The 22,423-nt window shown below is 66.4% G+C and carries 23 protein-coding genes; 17 read left to right on the top strand and 6 right to left on the bottom strand.

Features of this window, described 5'->3' with window-relative positions:
• Positions 1-67 precede the first annotated feature (67 nt).
• Positions 68-1,036: a tripartite tricarboxylate transporter substrate binding protein gene (locus tag C8C99_RS18020; RefSeq protein WP_056647153.1), complete on the top strand. Its 969-nt coding sequence runs from the start codon at positions 68-70 to the stop codon at positions 1,034-1,036.
• 65 nt (positions 1,037-1,101) lie between these two features.
• On the top strand, positions 1,102-1,941 hold the full coding sequence (phhA, locus tag C8C99_RS18015; RefSeq protein WP_056059511.1) for a phenylalanine 4-monooxygenase: 840 nt from the start codon (positions 1,102-1,104) through the stop codon (positions 1,939-1,941).
• An 811-nt stretch (positions 1,942-2,752) separates the two neighbouring features.
• On the opposite strand, the gene C8C99_RS18010 is transcribed toward phhA, so the two are convergent.
• Complete coding sequence (locus tag C8C99_RS18010; RefSeq protein ID WP_108627228.1) at positions 2,753-3,649, bottom strand: triacylglycerol lipase; 897 nt, start codon at positions 3,647-3,649, stop codon at positions 2,753-2,755.
• Between the two features lie 98 nt (positions 3,650-3,747).
• Here C8C99_RS18010 and C8C99_RS18005 point away from each other — a divergent pair, with 98 nt between their 5' ends.
• The 9 genes from C8C99_RS18005 (at position 3,748) to C8C99_RS17965 (ending at position 13,806) form a co-directional block, all read left to right on the top strand.
• Positions 3,748-4,494 (top strand): hypothetical protein, encoded by a 747-nt coding sequence (locus tag C8C99_RS18005; RefSeq protein ID WP_108626477.1) that lies wholly within the window; start codon positions 3,748-3,750, stop codon positions 4,492-4,494.
• 74 nt (positions 4,495-4,568) lie between these two features.
• Entirely contained in the window at positions 4,569-6,251 is a 1,683-nt protein-coding gene (locus C8C99_RS18000; RefSeq protein ID WP_108626476.1) for an AMP-binding protein, read from the top strand.
• Between the two features lie 303 nt (positions 6,252-6,554).
• A complete protein-coding gene (locus C8C99_RS17995) occupies positions 6,555-7,508 on the top strand; it encodes a sugar ABC transporter substrate-binding protein (RefSeq protein ID WP_108626475.1) in 954 nt (317 codons plus the stop codon).
• 71 nt (positions 7,509-7,579) lie between these two features.
• Positions 7,580-9,247 carry a sugar ABC transporter ATP-binding protein gene (locus C8C99_RS17990; RefSeq protein WP_108626474.1) on the top strand — a complete coding sequence of 556 codons (1,668 nt, stop codon included), beginning with the start codon at positions 7,580-7,582 and terminating at the stop codon, positions 9,245-9,247.
• The gene (locus C8C99_RS17985) at positions 9,244-10,236 is read left to right on the top strand and encodes an ABC transporter permease (RefSeq protein ID WP_108626473.1); all 993 of its coding nucleotides are present in this window, start codon (positions 9,244-9,246) and stop codon (positions 10,234-10,236) included. The genes C8C99_RS17990 and C8C99_RS17985 overlap by 4 nt, the downstream gene beginning before the upstream one ends.
• A gap of 56 nt (positions 10,237-10,292) precedes the next feature.
• The gene (locus tag C8C99_RS17980) at positions 10,293-11,315 is read left to right on the top strand and encodes a LacI family DNA-binding transcriptional regulator (RefSeq protein WP_063459936.1); all 1,023 of its coding nucleotides are present in this window, start codon (positions 10,293-10,295) and stop codon (positions 11,313-11,315) included.
• A 44-nt stretch (positions 11,316-11,359) separates the two neighbouring features.
• Positions 11,360-12,256, top strand: a complete 897-nt coding sequence (locus tag C8C99_RS17975) for a ribokinase (RefSeq protein ID WP_233247391.1) — start codon at positions 11,360-11,362, stop codon at positions 12,254-12,256.
• Positions 12,253-12,642: a D-ribose pyranase gene (gene rbsD, locus C8C99_RS17970; protein ID WP_108626471.1), complete on the top strand. Its 390-nt coding sequence runs from the start codon at positions 12,253-12,255 to the stop codon at positions 12,640-12,642. Before C8C99_RS17975 ends, rbsD begins: the two co-directional genes overlap by 4 nt.
• A gap of 231 nt (positions 12,643-12,873) precedes the next feature.
• Complete coding sequence (locus C8C99_RS17965) at positions 12,874-13,806, top strand: MBL fold metallo-hydrolase (protein WP_108626470.1); 933 nt, start codon at positions 12,874-12,876, stop codon at positions 13,804-13,806.
• 76 nt (positions 13,807-13,882) lie between these two features.
• Here C8C99_RS17965 and C8C99_RS17960 read toward each other — a convergent pair whose 3' ends face one another.
• Positions 13,883-14,479, bottom strand: a complete 597-nt coding sequence (locus C8C99_RS17960; protein WP_108626469.1) for a DUF4124 domain-containing protein — start codon at positions 14,477-14,479, stop codon at positions 13,883-13,885.
• Positions 14,480-14,593: 114 nt separating this feature from the next.
• Positions 14,594-16,579 (bottom strand): lytic transglycosylase domain-containing protein, encoded by a 1,986-nt coding sequence (locus tag C8C99_RS17955; RefSeq protein WP_108626468.1) that lies wholly within the window; start codon positions 16,577-16,579, stop codon positions 14,594-14,596.
• Positions 16,580-16,593: 14 nt separating this feature from the next.
• Between C8C99_RS17955 and C8C99_RS17950 the strand changes: the two genes are divergently transcribed.
• The 3 genes from C8C99_RS17950 (at position 16,594) to C8C99_RS17940 (ending at position 18,344) form a co-directional block, all read left to right on the top strand.
• Positions 16,594-17,166 (top strand): 5-formyltetrahydrofolate cyclo-ligase, encoded by a 573-nt coding sequence (locus tag C8C99_RS17950; protein WP_056647195.1) that lies wholly within the window; start codon positions 16,594-16,596, stop codon positions 17,164-17,166.
• Between the two features lie 171 nt (positions 17,167-17,337).
• On the top strand, positions 17,338-18,030 hold the full coding sequence (locus tag C8C99_RS17945; protein ID WP_108626467.1) for a glutathione S-transferase family protein: 693 nt from the start codon (positions 17,338-17,340) through the stop codon (positions 18,028-18,030).
• Between the two features lie 5 nt (positions 18,031-18,035).
• On the top strand, positions 18,036-18,344 hold the full coding sequence (locus tag C8C99_RS17940) for an NIPSNAP family protein (RefSeq protein WP_108626466.1): 309 nt from the start codon (positions 18,036-18,038) through the stop codon (positions 18,342-18,344).
• A 24-nt stretch (positions 18,345-18,368) separates the two neighbouring features.
• Here the strand turns inward: C8C99_RS17940 and C8C99_RS17935 are convergent, their stop codons facing one another.
• Positions 18,369-18,824, bottom strand: coding sequence for a hypothetical protein (locus tag C8C99_RS17935; protein WP_108626465.1), 456 nt, complete (start codon positions 18,822-18,824; stop codon positions 18,369-18,371).
• A gap of 39 nt (positions 18,825-18,863) precedes the next feature.
• On the opposite strand from C8C99_RS17935, the gene C8C99_RS17930 reads away from it, so the two are divergent.
• Both C8C99_RS17930 and C8C99_RS17925 read left to right on the top strand, forming a co-directional pair.
• Positions 18,864-20,117, top strand: a complete 1,254-nt coding sequence (locus tag C8C99_RS17930; RefSeq protein WP_056647207.1) for a multifunctional CCA addition/repair protein — start codon at positions 18,864-18,866, stop codon at positions 20,115-20,117.
• Between the two features lie 131 nt (positions 20,118-20,248).
• A complete protein-coding gene (locus C8C99_RS17925; RefSeq protein ID WP_056647656.1) occupies positions 20,249-20,707 on the top strand; it encodes a GNAT family N-acetyltransferase in 459 nt (152 codons plus the stop codon).
• A 31-nt stretch (positions 20,708-20,738) separates the two neighbouring features.
• Here the strand turns inward: C8C99_RS17925 and C8C99_RS17920 are convergent, their stop codons facing one another.
• Together C8C99_RS17920 and C8C99_RS17915 are read right to left on the bottom strand one after the other, a co-directional pair.
• Entirely contained in the window at positions 20,739-21,380 is a 642-nt protein-coding gene (locus tag C8C99_RS17920; RefSeq protein ID WP_056647209.1) for an NrsF family protein, read from the bottom strand.
• A complete protein-coding gene (locus tag C8C99_RS17915; protein ID WP_056647212.1) occupies positions 21,377-21,922 on the bottom strand; it encodes a sigma-70 family RNA polymerase sigma factor in 546 nt (181 codons plus the stop codon). Before C8C99_RS17915 ends, C8C99_RS17920 begins: the two co-directional genes overlap by 4 nt.
• Positions 21,923-22,134: 212 nt before the next feature.
• Between C8C99_RS17915 and C8C99_RS17910 the strand changes: the two genes are divergently transcribed.
• Complete coding sequence (locus C8C99_RS17910; protein ID WP_056647216.1) at positions 22,135-22,422, top strand: DUF2282 domain-containing protein; 288 nt, start codon at positions 22,135-22,137, stop codon at positions 22,420-22,422.
• Position 22,423 lies beyond the last annotated feature (1 nt).

The following is a 22,423-nucleotide window of genomic DNA, read 5'->3' as shown; positions in this document are numbered from 1 at the left end:
GGACATCCAGGGTTAACCCTGCACAGGTGCCTATACTGCGCGCTCCCCGGAACTCAAAAGGATCCCGATGTCGCTCCGTAGCACCCTGTTCAGCACCCTTCTGGCCGGCGCAGCCACTGTCGCGCTGGCGCAGAACCCGTCTGCCCCGCTCACCATCGTGGTGCCCTACCCCGCTGGTGGTCCGCTGGACACCTCGGCCCGTATCGTGGCCGAAGGTGCTGCCGCCCAGTTGGGCGCCATCACCGTGGAGAACAAACCGGGGGCCGGTGGCAATACCGGCGCCGACCAGGTTGCCAAGGCCGGGAAGACCAGCAACCAGGTGCTGATGGGCGCTGTGGCCACGCACGCGGTGAACCCCTGGCTGTACAAGAACTTCCCCTACAACGCACTCAAGGACTTCAAACCCCTCGTCCTCGTGGCGCGCACGCCCAATGTGCTGGTGGTGAATGCGGGGCAGGCGGCCAAGCTGGGCATCAAGACCACGCCCGACCTGGTGCAGTACCTGAAAAAGAACCCGAACCAGTTCAAGTACGGCTCGGGCGGCAACGGCAGCATCGGCCACATCTCGGCCGAGATGTTCGAGTCGCTCACCAACACCAAGATGGACCACACGCCGTTCCAGGGCTCCAAGCCCGCGCTGGCGGCGCTGGAATCCGGCCAGGTGCTGCTGGTGTTCGACAACCTGGCCTCGGCCCTGCCGCAGATCCAGTCGGGCAAGTTCCTGGCGCTTGGCGTGACCACCTTGAGCCGCAACGAGGCGCTGCCGAACGTGCCCAGCATCAACGACAGCGTGCAGGGCTTCAACGTGTCCACCTGGTTCGGCCTGTTTGCACCCGCCTCGCTGCCCGATGCGGACGCACGCCGGTACGCCAACGCGTTCAGCGCCGCGATGCACTCGCCGGCTGGCAAGGAGAAGTTCAAGAAGATGGGCATCACGCCCGAAGAGCTGACGCTCGACGGGTTTGCGCAGTTTGTGCGCTCGGAAAACAGCAAGTACGAGTTCCTGATCCGGGCCGCAAAAATCAAGATCAATTAGCAGCCGCGTGGGCTGGTGCGTACCCCCATCGCGGTGCGCCGACCATGGCGGCAAAGGAGAAAAAAATGGGACAAGCCCCTGTCGTCTATGGCCAATCCACCCGCCCTCCACGTGGCGACTATTCGCGTGCCAACGCGGACTACACCTGCCCGCAAGACTACGCGGCCTACACCGCCGCCGACCACGACACCTACCGCCGCCTGTACGAGCGCCAGCGCGCTTTGCTGCCGGGGCTGGCGAGCCAGGCGTTCATCGACGCCCTGCCCTCGCTGGGCGCGAGCGACCGCATTCCGCGTTTTGAAGAGGTCAACGAGCGCCTCTACAAAGCGACCGGCTGGGAGCTCGTGGGCGTGCCCGGGCTGATCCCGGAAGTGCCCTTCTTCACCCTGCTGGCCAACCGCAAGTTCCCGGTGACGGACTGGATCCGCAAGCCCGAGGAGTTCGAGTACATCGTCGAGCCCGACATTTTTCACGACCTGTTCGGGCACGTGCCGCTGCTTTTCAACCCGGTGTTTGCGGACTATGTGCAGCGCTACGGCCAGGGCGGGCTGAAGGCGCAGGGGCTGGGGTCGTGCGAGATGCTGAGCCGGTTGTACTGGTACACGATCGAGTTCGGGCTGATCCGCGAGGCGGGGCAGTTGCGGGCCTATGGCGCTGGCATCTTGAGCTCGTCGGGCGAACTGGCGTATTCGGTGCAGAGCCCCGAGCCGCAGCGCATTCCGTTGCAACTGGAGCGGACGATGCGCACGCGCTACAAGATCGATACGTACCAGCAGACGTATTTTGTGATCGACAGTTTTGAGCAGCTGTTTGAGATGACGGCGGCGGACTTTGCGCCGATCTATGAGCGGCTGCGGGGGTTGCCGGAGTTTGCTGCGGATGAGCGGGAGGCTGTGGCGGCTTGATTTCTGGTGGTATTGGCTGCTAGCGCTAGTGAGTCATTCCTTAATAGCTACACATTTAATAGCACCCCTCTTTATCCAGCAATACCTGATTGAGGTTGTTGGAGCTTGTGGATGAATTGGGCTCTGTGCCTGGGTTGAGGGCGGAGGCCGGGAGTCGCCCGGCGTGCGAGTAACTTTCTTTCGCGTCGCCGAAAGAAAGTCACCAAAGAAAGGGCGACCCTACTGCGCGCGTCCCTTCGCTTCGCTACGGGCAACCTGCGATGCTCGGCACGCGCAGAAGGGAACCCAAAAACGGACACCCACACGGGCCATTGCTTCGCTGCGTTGCGCTCGGCCCCGTCTCGCGGGCGCAAACGCCACGCGCTGCGCAGGCCAGGCCAAGCGCAGCGATGGCCCGTGTGGCTGTTCGGCTGTTGGATGTTTGGCTCCCCACCCCTGCTGGCTGCGCCTGCGGCGGGGCGGTTGTGGGGTGGCACGCGCGTCGCAGCGCGCGTGCTTCGTGAACTGACCCGCCGCAGTTGTTTGAACGGAGCGCTGCAGGCGCGCAGTGAGTTCTGCGGCGCACCCCGCAACCGCCCCGCCGCAGGTTTGCCCCTTCGCCAAGCGAAGGGGTCGCAGACTGGGGGTCGCCTTTCTTTTGGGTACTTTTCTTTGGCGAAGCAAAGAAAAGTACCTCGCCCGCCGGGGCGACTCCCGGCCTCCGCCCTCAACAAAGGCACGCCACCCAATCAGCGCACGCAACCAAACACTACAAAATCAATAGCTACCAGCGCATATCCCACTAGCGCATCCAGCCAATAAAACCAAAACATCACCCCCGATCAACCTCCTCCAGACAAACCGCCATCACCCCAGGGTCAAACGCCATCTCCACGTGCGCCAACCCTTCCACCAACCGGTTGTCCGCCCCCACCAACGCCGCCGTGGTCGCCGGGAAGACGATGTTGTCGCAGTTCGAAAACCAGCAAGTAAACAAAGCCGCCCGCCCCGCAGGCTCCGCCCGCTGCAACGCCACCACCCAGTCCCCCGCCAGGCTCATCTGCCGCCCATTCACCGCGCGACTGAAACGCCCCAGCCACGTACCCCCATGCGGCGTTCCCAGCGTCAACACCCGGTGCACCCGCCCGTCCGCCTGGTGCGCCCGCAGCCACGCCCGCGCCGCCAACCCGCCCATGCTGTGGCACAACAACACCGGCGCCTGCCCCGTGGCCGCCGTCACCTTGCGCACAGCGTCTTCAATGATGTCCGCATACTCGTCAATCGAGCCCATCACCGGCTCCAGATTGACCGCGATATAGGCATGCCCCCGCGCCTGCAAATGCGCAAACCACGGCAGCCACAGCCCCCGGTTGCACATGAAGCCGTGTACCAGCACCACGCCGCGCTTTCCGGTGGGCTGCGCAGGCAGCCAGTCGGGTACGGACTGGTGACGAAACGGCTGGCGCCAGCAGAAGACCAGCAGCGCCACCCACACCTCGGCCCACCAGGCACCCACCACCTGCGACAGGCGCGCGCGCGGTGCCGCGTCGGTCCGGTTGGTGATGTGCATCAGCACAAACTCCACTGCCATCACCACCAGGTACAGACACAGCGGAACCAAGGACCCCAGCACGGCGCGCCAGGGTGAATGGGGCCATTGCCACACCAGCCAGGCGGCCATGGCCAGCAGGATGCACAGGAGAAGGATTCGTTGCCAGCGCGCAATCATGGTGGTGATGGGCAAATGTTGTAATCGACCAGCCGCATTGTGCGGTCTGACCACAGCCCGACACCGCACCCCGCAGAACGCTGAAAGGACCCCGCCCCATGGATGCCGCCCAGACCATCCGCGATGCCATTGCCGACGTGACCGCCCTGCGCCTGCACCGCACGGGCGACCCGGCGCTGGGGGCAGCGGTGGGCAGCGTCAAAAGCCTGCAAGCGCGACGCTTTCGGGGCACCTATGCAGACCTGATGGGCTCGCCCTCGTTCGGGCCCGCAGCGCAGTTCTTTCTGGAAGAGCTGTACAGCGACACCGACTACACCGACCGCGATCTGCAGTTTGGCCGCATCGCTGGCACGTTGCAGACCATGTTCCCCCAACCGGTCGTGAACACCGCTGTAGCCCTGGCGGTGCTGCACGCGCAGACCGAGGAGCTGGACCAGGATATGGGCCGCGCATGGCGTGCGCAAGAAGGTGCCGATGCATCCAACGACGCCGCCCGCTACGCCGCCGCCTGGCGCACTGTAGGCCAGCGCCACGCCCGCCAGCAACAGCTGCAGCGCGTGCTGGCCATGGGCACCGACCTGGCGCGCCTCACGCGCACACCGGGCTTGCGGATGATGCTGCGCATGATGCGCGGCCCGGCCAACGCGGCGGGCATGGGCGCGCTGCAGAAGTTTCTGGAGGCAGGGTTTGACACCTTCGGCCAGCTCGCGCGCCAGCGCGGCGGGGTGGAGCAGTTCCTGGCCACCATCGAGCAGCGTGAGCGGGCGCTGATGGATTTGCTCTTCGATACCGACCCTGTCACCTGCGGGACCCAGCTTAACCACACACTAGGACAAGCCCGATAGCCCGCAATGCGCCCGCCTTCCACAATCTGTGCCCACCTATCAACGGCATTTGGCGAGCACAAGGAAACACGCGCATGGAAAAGATCTGGCTCAAGAGCTACCCCCCGGGCGTCCCGCATGACGTGAAGCCCGAGCAATACCGCTCTGTGGCCCACCTGCTGGAAGAGTCGTTCCGCAAACACGCATCCAGCCCGTTCTCGGTCTGCATGGACCAGTGGATGACCTACGGCGAGCTGGAACGCCGCTCGGCCGCGCTGGGCGCCTATCTGCAAAGCCTGGGGCTGGAGCCCGGTGCGCGTGTGGCCATCATGCTGCCCAACATCCCGCAGTTTGGCGTGACCATGGCCGCCGTGCTGCGCGCTGGCTACACCTGCGTGAACGTGAACCCGCTGTACACCGCCCGCGAGCTGGAGCACCAGCTCAAGGACTCGGGCGCCACGGCCATCGTGATCCTGGAGAACTTTGCCCACACGTTGGCCGAGGTCGTGGACCACACGGCCGTCAAGCATGTGGTGATGGCCTCCATGGGCGATCTGCTGGGCTTCTGGTTTGGCAAGTGGATCACCTTTGCCGTGCGCCATCTGGCCAAGATGGTGCCTGCGTATGACCTGCCGCTGACGGGCGGCCGCAAGGTGGTCACGTTCAAGAAGGCGCTGTCGCTGGGTGAGCACAAGTCGCTCGCACCCAGCCAGGCCACGCTGGATTCGATTGCCTTCCTGCAGTACACCGGTGGCACGACGGGCCTGTCGAAGGGCGCAGTGCTGACCCACCGCAACATCGTGGCCGCCACGCTGCAGGCCGAGGCGTGGTTCACGCCCGCACTGTCCAAGGTGGGCGACCTCTCCAAGGCCAACAGCATTGCCGCGCTGCCGCTGTACCACATCTTCGCGCTCACGCTGTGCCTGCTGGCCATCCGCCAGGGCTCCAGCCTCACGCTGATCCCGAACCCGCGCGACATCCCCAAGTTCATTGCCGAACTCAAAAAGCGCCCCTTCCACATGCTGCCTGCGGTGAACACACTGTTCAACGCGCTGCTGCAAAACCCGCAGTTCAAGACGCTGGATTTTTCGCACCTGTGCGTGTCGCAGGCCGGTGGCATGGCGGCCAGCGAGGGCACGGCCAAGCAGTGGCAGAAGGTGACCGGCAGCACCATGATCGAAGGCTGGGGCATGAGCGAGACCTGCGCCATCGGCACCAACAACCCGGTGATCAGCACCACCTTCAGCGGCAACATCGGCCTGCCGCTGCCGGGCATCGACATCGCCATCAAGGACGACGAGGGCAACAGCCTGCCCCAGGGCGAGTCGGGCGAGATCTGCATCCGCGGCCCCAACGTGATGACGGGCTACTACAACCAGCCCGAAGAGAACGCCAAGGCCTTCACGCCCGATGGCTTCATGCGCACGGGCGACATCGGCATCATGGACCCGCAGGGCTACACCCGCATCATCGACCGCAAGAAGGACATGATCCTGGTGAGCGGCTTCAACGTGTTCCCCAACGAGCTGGAGCAGGTCATCAGCCTGTGCCCCGGCGTGGTCGAATGCGCGGCCATCGGCGTGCCCGATGAGAAGCAGGGCGAGGCCATCAAGGTGTTCATCATCAAGAACGATCCGGCCCTGACCGAGGACGAAGTGGCCAACTACTGCCACCAGAACCTCACGGGCTACAAGCGCCCGAAGTACATCGAGTTCCGCGACGAGCTGCCCAAGAGCAACGTGGGCAAGATCCTGCGCCGAGAGCTGCGCAAGGCCTGAGGCCATTGTTCCTAAGGGCAGAGCGACAAACGCTGCCCTCCATCACCTCCCCCAGGGCGCTTCGGCGCCCTTTTTCTTGGGCGTAAACCCTGCAATCCGCCCGCGTGCATCGGGTCCCCCAATGTCTGCATCTCCGGGTTTTTACCGATTAGCAAACGTTTGCGCAAACGTTTGCTTTCGTTATCATCCCGATCGCGACAAGGCACCGGGCCTCCGCAGCCGCTCCTTTTTTGCGGGGTCTGCCGGGGTTCCATCCACGCTGTCGGTCGCCTTGGTCCACATTCCAACCTGGAGACAACACCCATGAAGTTCACCCGCCGTTCCGTTCAGACCGCCGCCGCCCTCGCCGTTGTGGGCAGCCTGCTGGCCAGCCCTGCGTTTGCGCAGGACAAGCCCAAGATCGCGCTCATCATGAAGTCGCTGGCCAACGAGTTCTTCCGCACCATGGAAGACGGCGCCAAGGCGCACCAGAAGGCCCACGCCAAGGAATACACGCTGGTGGCCAACGGCATCAAGAACGAGACTGACACGGCAGCCCAGATCAAGATGATCGAGCAAGCCATGGCGCAGAAGGTCAGCGCCATCGTGCTGGCCCCGGCAGATTCGAAGGCGCTGGTGCCCGTGGTCAAGGCGGCCATCGACAAAGGCATCCTGGTGGTCAACATCGACAACCAGCTCGATGCCGATGCGCTGAAGGAAAAGAACATCACCGTGCCCTTTGTGGGCCCCGACAACCGTGCGGGCGCCAAGCTCGTGGGCGACCACCTGGCCAAGACGCTGAAGGCCGGTGACAAGGTCGGCATCATCGAAGGCGTGTCCACCACCTTCAATGCGCAGCAGCGCACCCTGGGCTACCAGGACGCCATGAAGACCGCCAACATCACCGTGGTGGGCGTGCAGTCCGGCAACTGGGAGATTGAAAAGGGCAACACCGTGGCCGCCGGCATGATGCGTGAGCACCCTGACCTGGTGGCCCTGCTGGCGGGCAACGACAGCATGGCCCTGGGCGCCGTGGCCGCCGTGAAGGCCGCTGGCAAGACCGGCAAGGTGCAGGTGGTGGGCTACGACAACATCGGCGCCATCAAGCCCATGCTGGCCGACGGCCGCGTGCTGGCCACCGCCGACCAGTACGCCGCCAAGCAGGCCGTGTTCGGCATCGAACTGGCGCAGAAGGCCCTGGCCGCCAAGACGCCGCAAAACCAGCTGCCCGCCACGGTGAAGACCGACGTGGTGCTGGTGACCAAGGACAGCAAGTAAGCCCAGGCGCGGAGAACAAAGCTCTTCTGGCGTTGTTCTCTGCTCCAAAATTAAAAACCGCACACACTGCCATGCCCAGCCCGTCACCTGACTCACCACGTACGCCCCTGCTCGCCATCCAGGCCGTGGGCAAGGACTACACCGCCACCGTGCTCGATGGCGTGAACGTGGAGCTGTTTGCAGGCGAGGTGCTGGCGCTGACCGGGGAGAACGGGGCGGGCAAGAGCACGCTGTCCAAAATCCTTTGCGGGCTGGAACAGCCCACGCGCGGCGGCATGCAGCTGGCGGGGCAGGCGTACGCGCCCTCGTCGCGCCGCGATGCCGAGCGCCACGGCGTGCGCATGGTGATGCAGGAGCTGGGCCTGGTGCCCACGCTCACCGTGGCCGAGAATTTGTTGATGGGCCGCCTGCCGCACCGGTTGGGCTGGCTGCAGCGCGATGTGCTGCACGCCGCCGCCCGCGCGCAGTTGGCCAAGATCGGGCTCGACAGCATCGACCCCGCCACACCCGTCTCGCAACTGGGCATTGGCCAGCAGCAGATGGTGGAGATTGCGCGCAACCTGCAGGACGACACGCGCATCCTGGTGCTCGATGAGCCCACGGCCATGCTCACGCCGCGCGAGACCAATTACCTGTTTGAGCAGATCGCCCACCTCACCGCACGTGGCGTGGCCATCATCTACGTGTCGCACCGGCTCGAAGAACTGCGCCGCATTGCCGACCGCGTGGCCGTGCTGCGCGATGGCCGCCTGGTGGATGTGCGCCCCATGGCGGGCATGAGCGAAGACGACCTCGTGCAGCGCATGGTGGGCCGCGTGGTGAGCGACCTGGACCACCGCCCGCGCCGCCCCGTCGGCCCGGTGGTGATGAGCGCTGACAAGCTAGGCCGTGGCACCGCCGTGCAGGACGTGAGCCTGGAACTGCGGGCCGGTGAAATTTTTGGCATTGCCGGGCTGGTCGGATCAGGCCGCACCGAGCTGGTCCGTCTGCTGTTTGGCGCCGACCGTGCAGACCGTGGCAGCGTGACGTTGCACCCAGTTTTAGAGCAAAAACAGCCGCAAGCGCTAGAAGATCATGCGCAAGCAGCTACACAAAACATAGCAAAACCACCCACACCAGCTCCCACCGCACCGCGCACCTGGCAGCGGGGCTTTGCGTCACCGCTGCAGGCCATTGCCGCTGGAGTCGGCCTGGTCACCGAAGACCGCAAATCCCAGGGCCTGTTGCTGTCGCAACCCATCCGCATCAACGCCACGCTGTCCGACCTGTCGGCCGTGTCGCGCGGCGGCTGGCTGCAGCGCGGGCTCGAAAGCCGCCTGGTGCAGGGATTCATCCGCACCCTGCGCGTGCGCTGCCACGGCCCGGAACAACCTGTGGGCCAACTGTCCGGCGGCAACCAGCAAAAGGTGGTGTTCGCCCGCTGGCTGCACCGCGAAGGCCGCGTGCTGCTGCTCGATGAGCCCACGCGCGGCGTGGACGTGGGCGCGCGCGCCGAGCTGTATGGCGAGCTGGACCGCATGGCCCTGGAAGGCCGCGCGCTGCTCATGGTGTCGTCCGACCTGCGCGAACTCATGGCCATGGCCGACCGCATCGGCGTGATGAGCGCGGGCCGCCTGGTGGCCGTGTTCGAGCGCGGCGAGTGGTCCGAACAATCGCTGCTGGCAGCCGCGTTCTCCGAGCCCGGCGGGCGCCCACACACCAGCACCACCCCTTCAACCCCTTCTCCTGTCACCGCATGAACGCCCCCACCGCATCTGCCGCGCCCGCTGCGGCGCCCTCCTCTACCTCGGTCTGGCGCAGCCAGCTGGGCACCTACCTGGGCCTGATGGCCGTGCTGGCGGGCATGGTGGCGCTGTTCTCGTCGCTGTCCGAATACTTCTGGAGCGCCGAGACCTTCATCACCATCGCCAACGAAATCCCGGCCCTGGCCGTGATGGCCGTGGGCATGACCTTTGTGCTCATCATCGCGGGCATCGACCTGTCGGTGGGCTCGGTGATGGCGCTGGCCGCCGCCACCTCGGCCGCCGCCATCCTGCAGTGGGGCTGGACGGTGCCCGCCGCCGCCGCGCTGGCCCTGGCCACCGGCTTGGTGTGCGGCACCATCACCGGCATGATTTCTGTCGCATGGCGGCTGCCCTCGTTCATCGTGTCGCTGGGCATGCTCGAAGCCGTGCGCGGCAGCGCGTATGTGGTGACCGACTCGCGCACGCAGTACGTGGGCGATGCGATCTCTTGGCTGTCGGCACCGTTTTTTGGCGGCATCTCGTTCGCCTTTTTGCTGGCCGTGGTGCTGGTGGTGGTGGCGCAGCTGGTGCTGTCGCGCACGGTGTTTGGCCGCTGCGTGGTGGGCATTGGCACCAATGAGGAAGCCATGCGCCTGGCGGGCGTGGACCCGCGCCCCATCCGCGTGATCGTGTTTGCCATGACCGGCCTGCTCGCGGGCCTTGCGGGCCTGATGCAGTCGGCCCGGCTCGAAGCCGCCGACCCCAACGCAGGCACGGGCATGGAGCTGCAGGTGATTGCGGCCGTGGTGATTGGCGGCACCAGCCTGATGGGCGGGCGCGGCTCGGTGGTGAACACCGCGTTTGGCGTGCTCATCATTGCGGTGCTCGAAGCAGGCCTGGCCCAGGTGGGCGCCAGCGAGCCCAGCAAGCGCATCATCACGGGTTTTGTGATCGTGGCGGCCGTCATTGTGGACACGCTGCGCCAGCGCCGCGCCAAGGTCTGAGAGACTGACCCCGCATCCAGCCGCCCCACCACCCACGACCTCATTCTTCTTTTTGCATGGCTACTATCAAGGACGTTGCGCGCCACGCCGAGGTGTCGGTCACCACGGTGTCGCACGTGGTCAACGGCACGCGCCGCGTGAGCCCCGAGGGGCGCGAGCGGGTCGAGGCTGCCATCCGCGCCCTGGGCTACGTTCCCAGCGCCATCGCGCGCAGCCTCAAGAGCAACAACACGCGCACGCTGGGCATGCTGATTCCCAACAGCTCCAACCCCTACTTTGCCGAGATCGTGCACAGCGTGGAAGACCGCTGCTTTGGCGCGGGCTACAACGTCATCCTGTGCAACACCAACGATGAGGCGCACCGCCAGGGCACCTACTTGCAGGTGCTGGCCGAGCGGCGCATCGACGGGCTGATCGTGGTCTCTACCGGGCACGACGCCACGCTGGCCACGCAGCTCGCAGGCCTGTCCATCCCCACCGTGCTGGTGGACCGCGAAATCGACATCGCCGAACAACAACCCTGCGACCTGGTGGAAACCGCCCACATGCAGGGCGGCCTGCTGGCCACGCGCCACCTGCTGTCGCTGGGCCACCGCCGCATCGCGTGCATTGGCGGCCCCGAAGGCATTGCGCCCAGCGAGCAGCGCATTGCCGGCTGGCGCACGGCGCTGGCCGATGCGGGCTGCGGCACGGGTGAGGGCCTCCTGTGGCACGGCAACTTCACCAGCCAGGGCGGCTACGAGGCCATGCACGCCGTGCTGCGCGCGCCCGAGCCCCCCACCGCCGTCTTCGTCTGTAACGACCTCATGGCCATGGGCGCGCTGTGCGCGGCGCACGAACGCGACCTGCGCGTGCCCGAGGCGCTGTCCATCGTTGGCTTTGACGACATCGAACTCACCGCCTTCACCAGCCCGCCTCTGACGACCGTGGCACAGCCCAAGCAGCGCATCGGCGCGCTGGCCGTGGACATGCTGCTGGAGCGCATCGACGGCAAGCGCCAGGATGCGCGCAAGGTGATGCTGCAGCCCGAGCTGCGCGTGCGCGCCTCCACGGCCCATGCGCCTGGAGGTGCGGCGTGAGCACCACCCAAACACCCCGCATCGCCGTCGTCGGCAGCCTGAACATGGACCTGGTGCTGCAGGTGCAACACGCGCCGGGCCCTGGCGAAACCGTGCTGGCCGACGCCCTGCACCTGGTGCCCGGCGGCAAGGGCGGCAACCAGGCCGTGGCCTGCGCGCGCCAGGGCGCCCAGGTGGCCTTGTTTGGCCGCGTGGGCGACGACGGCTACGGCCACACGCTGCGCGCCGGGCTGGACGCCGACGGCATCGACCACAGCGGCGTTCAGACCGATACCGCCACCACCACCGGCGTGGCCGCTATCACCGTGGAGGCCACGGGGCAAAACCGCATCGTGGTCGTGCCCGGTGCCAACGGCCGCTTTGTGCTGGATGAAGCCGCCCTGGGCGCCGCGCTACAAGGCGCAGGCGGCCTGGTGCTGCAGTTCGAAACGCCCCTGCCCCAGGTGCTGGCCGCCGCCGAGATGGCGCATGCCGCTGGCTGCCCGGTGGTGCTCAACCCCTCGCCCATTCAGCCCCTGCCCGCAGCGATGTGGCCGCTGGTACACACGCTGGTGGTGAACGAGGTGGAAGCCGCCGCGCTGGCGGGCCAGAACGTGACCATGCCCGCAGATGCCGCGCAGGCCGCACAAGCCCTGCGCGCCAAGGGCCCCGCCCAGGTGGTGGTGACCCTGGGCGCAGCAGGCGCCGTGGCCGCCGATGCCGCTGGCAACCGCTACCACCCCGGCCTCGTCGTGAAAGCCGTGGACACCACGGCCGCTGGTGACACCTTCCTGGGTGCGCTGGCCGTGGCGCTGGCGCGCGGCGAGTCGCTGGACGCCGCCGTGCGCGAAGGCATCCGCGCATCGGCGCTGTGCGTCACCCAACCCGGCGCCCAGCCCTCCATCCCCACCCGCGCCGCCGTGGCGCAAAGCCCCCAACCGCCCGCCTGGAGCCCCCTGTGAAACGCACCGCCCTGCTGCATGCCGAACTCTCCCACGCCATCGCCACCCTGGGCCATGGCGACATGCTGGTGATTGGCGACGTGGGCCTGCCCATCCCCAACGGCCCGCGCCGCGTTGACCTGGCGCTCACGCCGGGCATCCCCGCCGTGGCGGATGTGCTGCGGGTGGTGCTGGAAGAAATGCAGGTCGAAAAGGCCGTGATCGCCACCGAGGCGGTGGAGCACAACGGCGGCCAGTTGCCCGCCTGGTGCCAGCTGCCGGTCACTCCCCAGGCGGTGTCGCACGACGATTTCAAGCGCCTGACGCAGCAAGCCCGCGTGATGGTGCGCACGGGCGAGTGCACGCCGTATGCCAACGTGATCCTGGTGGCGGGCGTGACGTTCTGAGGTTCTGACGTTCTATTGAGCAGACCTCTTTGAACCTGGGATACCCGTTCGGGTTGAGCCTGTCGAAACCTTGCGCGGCGCTTCGGCAAGCTCAGCGTGAACGGTTCAAGCCAGTGCGTGCCGAATCAATCCAACAGCCCGAGCCCGCAGCGAGCCGGGCGTTGCGGGTTTTGGAGAACGTCTGGCAGGGCGCACCTGGGGTACGCTGGGGCATCACCTTTTGCCTGCCCCATGCCCAGTTCCGAGCCCCACGACCTCCTGCCCCCTGAAATCACCGTCCTCGAACGCGGCTGGCTGTCGGCCAACAACATCCTCTTCATCGGCCACCACGACACGGCCATCGTGGACACCGGCTACTGCAGCCATGCCGATCAGACCGTGGACCTGGTACGCGGCACGCTGCAGGGCCGCGCGCTGGACCGCATCCTCAACACCCACCTGCACAGCGACCACTGCGGCGGCAATGCCGCGCTGCAAAGGGCCTGGCCCAGCGTGCTCACCGCCATCCCGCCCGGCCAGGCCGACCATGTGCGCCAGTGGGATGCCTACGCGCTGAGCTACACGCCCACCGGGCAGGAGTGCCCGCCCTTTCGGGCCGACACGCTGCTGGTGCCGGGCTCGTGTGTGCTGCTGGGCGACAAGCCCTGGCAGGTGCATGCCGCGCCGGGGCACGACCCGCATTCGGTGGTGCTGTTCGAGCCCCAGGGCCGCGTGCTGATCTCGGCCGATGCGCTGTGGGAGAACGGCTTTGGCGTGGTGTTTCCCGAGCTGGAGGGCGACGATGCCTTCGCCCAGGTGGGGGCCACACTGGACTTGATTGAAGCGCTGTCGCCGCAGATCGTGATCCCGGGCCACGGGCCGGTGTTTGCCGATGCGCCCCGCGCCATCGACGGCGCCCGCCGCCGCCTGGACGGTTTTGTGCGCAACCCGGGCAAGCACGCGCTCTACGCGGCCAAGGTGCTGCTCAAGTACAAGCTGCTCGAATGGCAGCAGATCGGCATCCCCGACCTCACGGCCTGGGCGCATGCCACGCCGTATTTCGGCATGCTGCGCACGCGGCACTTTGCAGCGCAGACCGAGGCCGAATGGCTGCAGAGTCTGGCGGATGAACTGGTGCGGTCAGGCGCTGCGGTGCGCCAGGGCGAGGTGCTGCACAACGTGTGAGGCGTGGCGCATGCGCCTGCGGGGTTGAACGCGACACCGCAGGCACAAAACTACCGAGAAGGTCAGCCCCACGCCTTCAATGTTTGTATTGCTTGTCGCAGCCCGTGACGTGGTTCTTGCTGCTGGACATGCACTGGTAAAACGACTTCTTGTTGCCCGATGCGCCCTGGCAGTCAGACACGCTGTATTTGCCCTTGGCTTCGCGGATCTTGGGTGCCGTGGCATCGAACGCCGTCTGGGTCATGTAGCCATCCCGTACGTTCTTCTGGCCCACTTCCAGCATCAGGTCGGCTTGGTAGTGGATGTTGTCCACGGCCACGGCGCAGTTCAGGGGAACCTGCTTGCTGTCCACGGTGCCCAGCGATTTTTTGAGCCCCTCGCCAAACTCCTCGACGTCCTTCGAGACCTTTTTGGTGCCGTCAGGGTTGTACTGCTGGCCCGCCTTGGCGCTGGCGCCCTTGCCGCTGGAGGAGCCGCTGCCCCCGCTGGTGCCGTTGTTGCTCTGCAGCTTCAGCGGCTCGGCGTCCTGCTTGGCGGGTGGGGGCTGCGACCCGTAGTGGGTCTTGCCATCGGCATCCACCCACTTGTACACGGGCTGTGCCTGCGCGCCCGCGCCCCACGCCACGACCGCGCCGATTGTGGCCACGCAAGCCATCCATGCCAGTTTGCCCATTCCACCCCTCCCCTTTTATGCAAACATGCTCAGGCGCACATTTATCATGAGCTTATAGCTCTGATTTTTATAGCAATCAATTTGCTCTCCGACGCCCGTCAACGGGAGTTGGCGTCACGGCAGGTCCTTGTTCACCTCGGGCAAAGCCGCATCGCGCGGGCCAATGGTGCCCAGGCGGCTCTTGAGCGACTGGGGCAGGCCGGTGAGCATGGCTGCATAGTTGGTGGTGTTGGACAGCACCTTCTTCACGTAGTCGCGCGTCTCGGCAAAAGGCACGTTCTCGGCCCAGATGGCAGCGTCCAGCACCGGGCCGTTGCGCCAGCTGCGTGGGCGGCCGGGGCCCGCGTTGTAGGCGGCAGCAGCCATGGGCATGGAGCCTGCAAAGTCGTCCAGCGCCAGCTTGAGGTAGGCGGTGCCGATGATGATATTAGTGTCACGGTCGGTGATCTGGTCGGGCGTGAAGTTGGTGAGGCCGATCTTCTTGGCCGTCCAGCGGGCCGTGGCGGGCATCACCTGCATCAGGCCCGAGGCGCCCACATGCGAGCGCGCGTCCATCACGAAGCGGCTTTCCTGGCGGATCAGGCCGTACACATAGGCCGGATCGATGCCGATGCCCTGCGCGCGCTCCACCACGGTGCTGCGGAACGGCATGGGGAAGCGCTGGTTCACCTCGATCACGCCCTTGGTACGCTCGCTGGTGTTGATGCACCGGTCCCACACCTCGCGCTGGCAGGCAAAGTCGGCAGCGGCCAGCAGTTCGCGATCTGGCATGCCCCCGGGCTGGTGCAGGTTGGTGGTGTAGTTCCATTCGCGCACGCCTTCGCTGCGCAGCCCCAGCAAAATGGCGTAGAGCGCGCGATTGAGCCCCGGATTGGCGCGCGCAGCCGCTTTCTCTTCGGCGGTGAGAGGGGCGGGCGCAGGCGGCACGCTGATGCGCTGGCCCAGTTCCTCCAGCGCCAGCTGCTCATAGAACCCGCGCGTGCCCGCAATGCTTTCGAACAGCTGGCGCGCCTCGGCACGGTCTGCGTCGCTGGGCTTGCCGGCCAGCAGCGCACGCGCCTTCCAGTACACCCAGGTGCTGTCCTGGCGGCCTTCGGGGCCCATGGCGTCGACGGCCTTGGCCACGGCCTTCCACTGGCCGGCGCGCAGCGCGGCGCGCACCTTCCAGCCCAGCAGGTCGTCGTTGAGGTCGCCGTCCTTGGTGATGTTGCCAAAGTAGCCCATGGCATCGCTGGACAGCTTTTGTGCAGCCGCCTTGCCGATCACGCCCCAGGCCCAGTTGCGCTCCTCGGGCGAGAGGTGAACGCTCCATTTGCTGTCAAGCTGGCGGGCAGCGCCGTCCGGGTCGCTGCCTGCAAGCTTGATCAGTGCCAGCACGATCAGCTCCTGGCGCACCTTGCCCCGCGCCGTGGCCCGGCCGAGCAGGTATTTGCTGGGAGTGTCGAGCGCTTCCTTGAGCTGGGGCAGCGCATCGGGCGCCACGATTTCGACGGCATTGCGCACCACGCGGGGCCGGTTGGCGTCCACGCCCAGCCGCGCCTTGCGCCAGATGTCCAGGGCAGAGAGCTTCTTGGCGGAGTACAGCTCGCCCGCCGCATGGTTGCAGCCATCGTCGGCGTCGCGAATGGCGTACCAGTTGCTGCGCACATCGTCCGCCACCGTGGCGGGTGCCGTGCCCTTGATGTGGTCGATGAGCAGCGCGTAGCAGCGCACCTCGCGGTCGTCCGACATGCGGTAGCTGGGGTGCTGCTCGGCAAACTGGCTCCAGTCGCGCCGCTGACCCAGCAGCAGCAGCCAGTCGTTGCGCAGGCGGTCTTCCTGGTAGGTGCCGGCGTAGCGCTGCATGAAGGACTGGATCTCCTGCGGCGACGCCTCGCCCAGGCGCACCCGCAGCTCCCAGTAGGCCGCCCAGGGTTCCAGCGCATGGCCGCGCGCGGCAGGCAGCAGCTGCGCGAGCTTGTTGCGGTCACCCTTGCGGAAGGCCTGCTGCATCTCCAGCAGGGTATCGTCACCGCGGTTTTGCGCCATGACAAGGGGCGCGGTGGCGGCCAACAGGGTGGCTGCCACAAGGGGTGTCAGAATGGCTCTGAGAAATTGCATGGGGGAATTATCTGATGGACAAAGCAGCCCTTCGGCGCACATTGATAGAAGAACGCCTCAACCTGCCCGACCGCCTACAGCGGGCCGACCTGTTACAGCAGGTGATGCGCATCTGGCTGGTGAACCGGCCGGACACGGTGATCGGCGCCTACTGGCCCATCAAAGGCGAGTTCGACCCCCTGCCTGCCCTGCACCGCTGGAAGGAAGACGGTGAGCTGCTGGACGAACCCCTGCGCCGCCGCATCGGCCTGCCGGTGGTCAACAAGCAGCACAAGACCCTGACCTTCCACGCCTGGTACCCCGGCTGCCCCATGGAAGAAGACGCCTACGGCATCCCCAAGCCCAAGGACACCGAGGTCATCGTGCCCACGCTGCTGTTTGTGCCCTGCGTGGGCTATGCGCCGGGTGGCTACCGACTGGGCTACGGCGGCGGCTTTTATGACCGTACGCTGGCCACGCTGCAGCCCAAGCCGTTCACCGTGGGCCTGGGCTTCACCCACGGCTACCTGGACGATTTCGAGCCCGAGGCGTTCGACCTGCCGCTCGATGCCATCCTGAACGACAACGGCGTGGTCTGGCCGGTCTGATCCCCTCAGTGCCCGCTGGCGGCCGCCCGGCAGACCGCCCACGGGCACTTGCCGGTCGGCACGAAGGCCTGTGATGCCTGCCGCGCATCATTCGGACCGGTTTTTCGCATCGCTGGCGCGCGCCGCAGCGGCTAGCATGGCGGGCTGACCTCTTCATTTCAGGTGCCCACCATGCTCAAGCTCTACATCGGCAACAAGAACTACTCGTCCTGGTCCATGCGCCCCTGGGTGCTGCTCAAGCAGGCGGGCATCGTCTTTGAGGAAGTGCGCGTGCGCTTTGACAGCTTTGACGCGCAATCGGAGTTCAAGCGCACCATCGGCGCCGTCAGCCCCACCGCCAAGGTGCCCGTGCTGGTCGATGGCGACCTGGTGGTGTGGGACACGCTGGCGATTGCGGAGTACGTGGCCGAAACCCATCCCGACAAAAAGCTCTGGCCCACGGACGCCAAAGCCCGCGCACGCGCCCGCAGCGTCTGTGCCGAGATGCACAGCGGCTTCACCGCCCTGCGCAGCCACTGCCCCATGAACATCGAAGCCCAGCTGGCCGACACAGGGGCCCTGATCTGGCGCGACCAGGCTGGCGTGCGGGCCGACGTGCAGCGCCTGGTAGAGATGTGGAGTGCGCTGCTGCAGGAGCACGGCGGCCCCCTGCTGTTTGGCGAATTCACCGTGGCCGACGCCTACTTCGCCCCCGTGTGCATGCGGCTGCACACCTACGCCCTTCCCGTGCCTGCGCCCATCAAAGCCTATGTGGACCGCGTGCGCGCCCTGCCCGGCGTCAAAGCCTGGATCGACGAGGCCCTGGCCGAGAAGGACTTTCTGGACTTCGAAGAGCCCTACCGCCTGCGCCATACCGAAGGCTGAGCCCCATGGCCGCCACCATCTACCTGCGCTACGTGCTCAACACCAGCAAGCTGAAAGAGTTCGAGCACTACGGCAAGCTGTGGATTCCGCTGGTCGAGAAGTTCGGCGGCCAGCACCACGGCTACTTCATGCCCAGCGAGGGCGCCAACAACATTGCACTGGCACTGTTCACGTTCGAGAGCCTCGCGGCCTATGAGCGCTACCGCGAGGCGTCGATGCAAGACGCGGACTGCCTGGCGATCTTCCGCTATGCCGAGGAGACGGGGTGCATCGTGAGCTATGAACGGAGCTTTTTCAGGCCGGTATTCGCCTGAATGAAGGCGCGCACAGGCAGTCTTTTAACGGAACTGCTTGCGCAAGAACGGCTTGTGCCGCGCGATGTGCGCCAGCTGGGCGGGAGCGATGGTTCCGCCCAGGTCTTCCTCCTCCGCATTGAGGACCCGATTGGCATAGGCCAGCGCACGCGCGACCACCTCTTCGTCGCTCAACCCCTGCTGCGCGGCCAGGTCCAAAGCCACACGCTTCATGGCGCGCTGGGACAGCATCCACATGGCGCCAAAGGCGTCCCATGCGGCGGCGGCCTCCTTGAACTTGTCGCGGTCGGCCAGGATTTCATTGAGCGGCTTGGCCAGGATCTCCTGCAAGCCTTCCACCTGCGCCTTCAGGGCCTCGAACTGCGCCTCGCGCTGCAAGGCCTCGGCAGCCGCGTTGGCGGCGGCGTCGGGCGCCTGAGGCACGGGCACGCTGCCGTCGGGGTTGAGCTGGGCAATGGTGAGATCAGACGATAGGGACATGGTGGCGGGACTATACGGCCCCCACCCTAAACTACGCCGATGCAAATCTACATGGTGGGCGGCGCGGTCCGCGACAAGCTGCTGGGCCGGCCGGTGAATGACCACGACTGGGTGGTGGTGGGCGCCACGCCCGAGCAGATGCTGGCGCAGGGCTACCTGCCCGTGGGGCGCGACTTCCCGGTCTTTTTGCACCCCGAGACACGCGAGGAATACGCGCTGGCCCGCACCGAGCGCAAGAGCGGGCGTGGCTACCGGGGCTTTGTGGTGCAGAGCTCGCCCGACGTGACGCTGGACGAAGACCTCTCACGCCGTGATCTCACTATTAATTCAATAGCATTCAGCACAGATGAATCCGGCGCTACCCGCCTTTTTGACCCCTATCACGGCGAAAAAGACCTTCAGGCCCGCGTACTGCGCCACGTGACCGACGCCTTCCGCGAAGACCCGGTGCGCATCCTGCGCGTAGCGCGGTTTGCGGCGCGCTTCACCGACTTCACGGTGGCGCCCGAGACGATGCAGCTCATGCGCGAAATGGTCGCGCATGGCGAGGTGGACCACCTGGTGGCCGAGCGCGTGTGGCAGGAGCTGGCGCGCGGGCTGATGGAAGAGCAACCCTCGCGCATGTTTGAGGTGCTGCGCGAGTGTGGCGCGCTGGCCGTGCTGCTGCCCGAGGTGGCACGCCTGTGGGGCGTGCCCCAGCGCGCCGAATTCCACCCCGAGGTGGACACGGGCGTGCACCTGATGATGGTGCTGGACATGGCCGCGCGGCTGCAGGCGCCGCTCACGGTGCGGTTTGCCTGCCTCGTGCACGATCTGGGCAAGGGCACGACGGCTGCCCATGTGCTGCCCCGCCACATCGGGCACGAGGAGCGCAGCGCGAGGCTGCTGAAAGACGTGGCCGAACGCCTGCGCGTGCCCGTGGACTGCCGCGAGACTGCCGACGTGGTGGCGCGCGAACACGGCAACATCCACCGCAGCGGCGACCTTGCGGCCGCTGCCCTGGTACGCCTGCTGGAGCGTTGCGACGCCATCCGCAAGCCCGAGCGTTTTGCCGACATCCTGCTGGCCTGCGAGTGTGATGCACGCGGGCGGCTGGGGTTTGAGGAATCAGCCTACCCCCAGCGCCAGCGGTTGGCCTCCGTGCTGACGGCGGTGCAGTCGGTGGTCACGCGCGACATTGCCGCACAGGCTGCCGCCAAGGGCGTGAGCGGCCCGAAGGTGGGCGCGCTGATCCACCAGGCGCGAGTGGCAGCGGTGGCGCAGTGGCTGCAGGCCCACATCGACGCGGCCTGACCCCGCGCACGGCATCCCCAAGACGCGGCAGAACCCTTTCTACAATCCGCGTCCGCCCGCACCCCTTCAGGAGTGCGCCTCTGCCAACCGCTGGGCGCCTCTTGGGGCCCTTCTGCCATCCCGACGCCACCATGACCGCTGCGCACATCCGCCCCGCCACACCGGCCGACGCCGACACCATCGCGCCGCTTTTTGATGCCTACCGGCAGTTCTACGAGCAGGCGCCAGACCTGTCCAGAGCACGGGCCTTCATGGCAGAACGGCTAGAGCGTGGAGAGTCGGTGATCCTGCTGGCAATGGATGCTTCGCAGGCCGCAATGGGCTTTTGCCAGCTCTATCCCACCTTCTGCTCGGTGGAGGCGGCCCCCATCTACACGCTGTACGACCTGTTCGTGGTGCCCGCAGCGCGCCAAACCGGCACCGGGCGCAGCCTGCTGGTGGCAGCAGAGGCGACGGCCCGCGCCCATGGCAGGGTGCGCATGGACTTGACCACGGCACACACCAACATCGCCGCGCAGTCACTCTACGAATCGCTGGGGTGGACGCTGGACACGGTGTTTCGCGCCTACAGCAAACGCGTCAGCGCCTGAGCCGCCATGGCGCTTGCTGTATCAGCCGCCCTCACCAACGCAGGAGGCGCGGCCCCAGCACAGCCCCCAGCGCCGTCGGCATGGCCATGCCTGCCACGTACCACACCGCCAGAAACGGCGCGGCCATTTCGGGGCAATGCAGCGCATACACCAGAGCCCCCAGCGCACCCGCCAGCAATCCGGCGCCCGCTCCTGCCCACGCCAGGCGCGTAGGGGCCGCGCCCTTGAGCGCCCAGAACCCGGCCACAAATGCGGGCACCGAGAGCAAGGCGATATTGAAGGGGCAAGTGCGCCAGGTGCTGCCCAGGATGATCGGCATGCGCTCTGCGGCAGACACCTGCGACAACGCCCCCAAGGCCATGGCCCACAGCACCAGCGGCGGCACCGCCAGCCACAGGGCAGCGTGGCCTAGCGGCATGCCCGGGCGGGCCATGCGGCGCAGCAGCGCCAGGCCTGCAGCCGCCAGCGCTGCCGCAAACACCAGCTTGCCCCAGAACATGGGCAGCGCCATGGTCGCCAGCAGATCGGGGCGCAGGCCGAACAAGGTCAGCATCAGCACCCCGGCGCCGGCAATGCCCACAGCGCTGGCCACGGCAATCCGTTGCTCGATGGCGGTGCGCCGCACGGGCCGCTCGTCTGCAGCCAGCAGGTGGATCAATTCATCGGTTTTCATGTCATTCCTCTGATCTTCGCAGCCAGGGCCTTCAGGCCCCGGTGCACGCCGACTTTGACGGCCGACTCCGACAGCCCCGTGAGGCGCGCCGTCTCGACCACCGACAACCCTTCCAGCTTCACATACTCAATCGGCAGTCGCTGCTTGTCCGGCAGGGTCTGAAGCAACTGCCCCAGGTCGCGCCGGGCTTCAGCAGCCTCGCTGTCGCTGCTGGCAAACAACTCGTCCGCATCGTCCAGCGGGTCATTGCGCGCCTCCTTGGCGGCATGCGAGCGCAGCCAGTCGATAAGCTTGTAGCGCGCAATCGCATGCGCCCAGGCCGTCACCGGCATTTCGGGCCGGTAGGTGTGGCGCTGGTTGTGCACGGCCAGCAACGTCTCCTGCACCAGGTCTTCCACCTCATCAGGCCGCTGCGCGAGGCGGCGGCGCAAGAAGGCGCGCAGATGGGCACTCAGCTCCTTCAAAAAGCGCTGGTAGGCGGCTGCGTCGGCATCCAGCCCCTGCAGCAACAAGCCACGCAGGCGCTCTTCCACTATCTCCATGGTGTCTCCCTGCAAGGAATTCGTATCCCGGGGCGGATGGGTTACAGGCAGCACAAAAAATATTTTCGTCATGCCGTCGCGATTTTTTGCGCAGCGCTGTAACCCGACCGCTGCACAGCGCGAATTACAACGCAGATCGGGCAGTTCCACGCAGCCTCTGGGCAGCACCCCGGTCGGACTCAACCCTTACCCAACCTTCGGAGATTCCTACCATGACCACCCGCACCCTCAGTCTCGGCGCCCTCGCCCTCGTTGCCCTGACCTCTGGCGCCGCCATGGCCCAGACCGCCCCCATGGACGGCGCCAAGCCCGCCATGGAGAAGTGCTACGGCGTCTCGATGGCAGGCAAGAACGACTGCGCCGCCGGCCCCGGCACCACCTGCGCGGGCACCTCCAAGATGGACTACCAAGGCAACGCCTGGAAGTTCGTGCCCGCAGGCACCTGCGCCTCGATCAAGACACCCAAGGGCATGGGCATGCTGACGCCCATGAAGAGCTGAC

The sequence above is a fragment of the Acidovorax sp. 107 genome, from assembly GCF_003058055.1.
Classification (GTDB): Bacteria; Pseudomonadota; Gammaproteobacteria; order Burkholderiales; family Burkholderiaceae_C; genus Acidovorax.
Note: the sequence above shows the minus strand (reverse complement) of the source record. Positions and strands in the feature narration are given on the sequence as shown.

Coding starts and splice junctions, on each gene's coding strand:
- C8C99_RS17930 (WP_056647207.1), top strand. CDS start 18,864: ATGCAAATCTACATGGTGGGCGGCGCGGTCCGCGACAAGCTGCTGGGC.
- C8C99_RS17925 (WP_056647656.1), top strand. CDS start 20,249: ATGACCGCTGCGCACATCCGCCCCGCCACACCGGCCGACGCCGACACC.
- C8C99_RS17940 (WP_108626466.1), top strand. CDS start 18,036: ATGGCCGCCACCATCTACCTGCGCTACGTGCTCAACACCAGCAAGCTG.
- C8C99_RS17935 (WP_108626465.1), bottom strand. CDS start 18,824: ATGTCCCTATCGTCTGATCTCACCATTGCCCAGCTCAACCCCGACGGC.
- C8C99_RS17915 (WP_056647212.1), bottom strand. CDS start 21,922: ATGGAGATAGTGGAAGAGCGCCTGCGTGGCTTGTTGCTGCAGGGGCTG.
- C8C99_RS17920 (WP_056647209.1), bottom strand. CDS start 21,380: ATGAAAACCGATGAATTGATCCACCTGCTGGCTGCAGACGAGCGGCCC.
- phhA (WP_056059511.1), top strand. CDS start 1,102: ATGGGACAAGCCCCTGTCGTCTATGGCCAATCCACCCGCCCTCCACGT.
- C8C99_RS17975 (WP_233247391.1), top strand. CDS start 11,360: ATGGACCTGGTGCTGCAGGTGCAACACGCGCCGGGCCCTGGCGAAACC.
- C8C99_RS18005 (WP_108626477.1), top strand. CDS start 3,748: ATGGATGCCGCCCAGACCATCCGCGATGCCATTGCCGACGTGACCGCC.
- C8C99_RS17965 (WP_108626470.1), top strand. CDS start 12,874: ATGCCCAGTTCCGAGCCCCACGACCTCCTGCCCCCTGAAATCACCGTC.
- C8C99_RS17980 (WP_063459936.1), top strand. CDS start 10,293: ATGGCTACTATCAAGGACGTTGCGCGCCACGCCGAGGTGTCGGTCACC.
- C8C99_RS17995 (WP_108626475.1), top strand. CDS start 6,555: ATGAAGTTCACCCGCCGTTCCGTTCAGACCGCCGCCGCCCTCGCCGTT.
- C8C99_RS17950 (WP_056647195.1), top strand. CDS start 16,594: ATGGACAAAGCAGCCCTTCGGCGCACATTGATAGAAGAACGCCTCAAC.
- C8C99_RS18020 (WP_056647153.1), top strand. CDS start 68: ATGTCGCTCCGTAGCACCCTGTTCAGCACCCTTCTGGCCGGCGCAGCC.
- C8C99_RS17955 (WP_108626468.1), bottom strand. CDS start 16,579: ATGCAATTTCTCAGAGCCATTCTGACACCCCTTGTGGCAGCCACCCTG.
- C8C99_RS17945 (WP_108626467.1), top strand. CDS start 17,338: ATGCTCAAGCTCTACATCGGCAACAAGAACTACTCGTCCTGGTCCATG.
- C8C99_RS18000 (WP_108626476.1), top strand. CDS start 4,569: ATGGAAAAGATCTGGCTCAAGAGCTACCCCCCGGGCGTCCCGCATGAC.
- C8C99_RS17990 (WP_108626474.1), top strand. CDS start 7,580: ATGCCCAGCCCGTCACCTGACTCACCACGTACGCCCCTGCTCGCCATC.
- C8C99_RS17960 (WP_108626469.1), bottom strand. CDS start 14,479: ATGGGCAAACTGGCATGGATGGCTTGCGTGGCCACAATCGGCGCGGTC.
- C8C99_RS17910 (WP_056647216.1), top strand. CDS start 22,135: ATGACCACCCGCACCCTCAGTCTCGGCGCCCTCGCCCTCGTTGCCCTG.
- C8C99_RS17985 (WP_108626473.1), top strand. CDS start 9,244: ATGAACGCCCCCACCGCATCTGCCGCGCCCGCTGCGGCGCCCTCCTCT.
- C8C99_RS18010 (WP_108627228.1), bottom strand. CDS start 3,649: ATGATTGCGCGCTGGCAACGAATCCTTCTCCTGTGCATCCTGCTGGCC.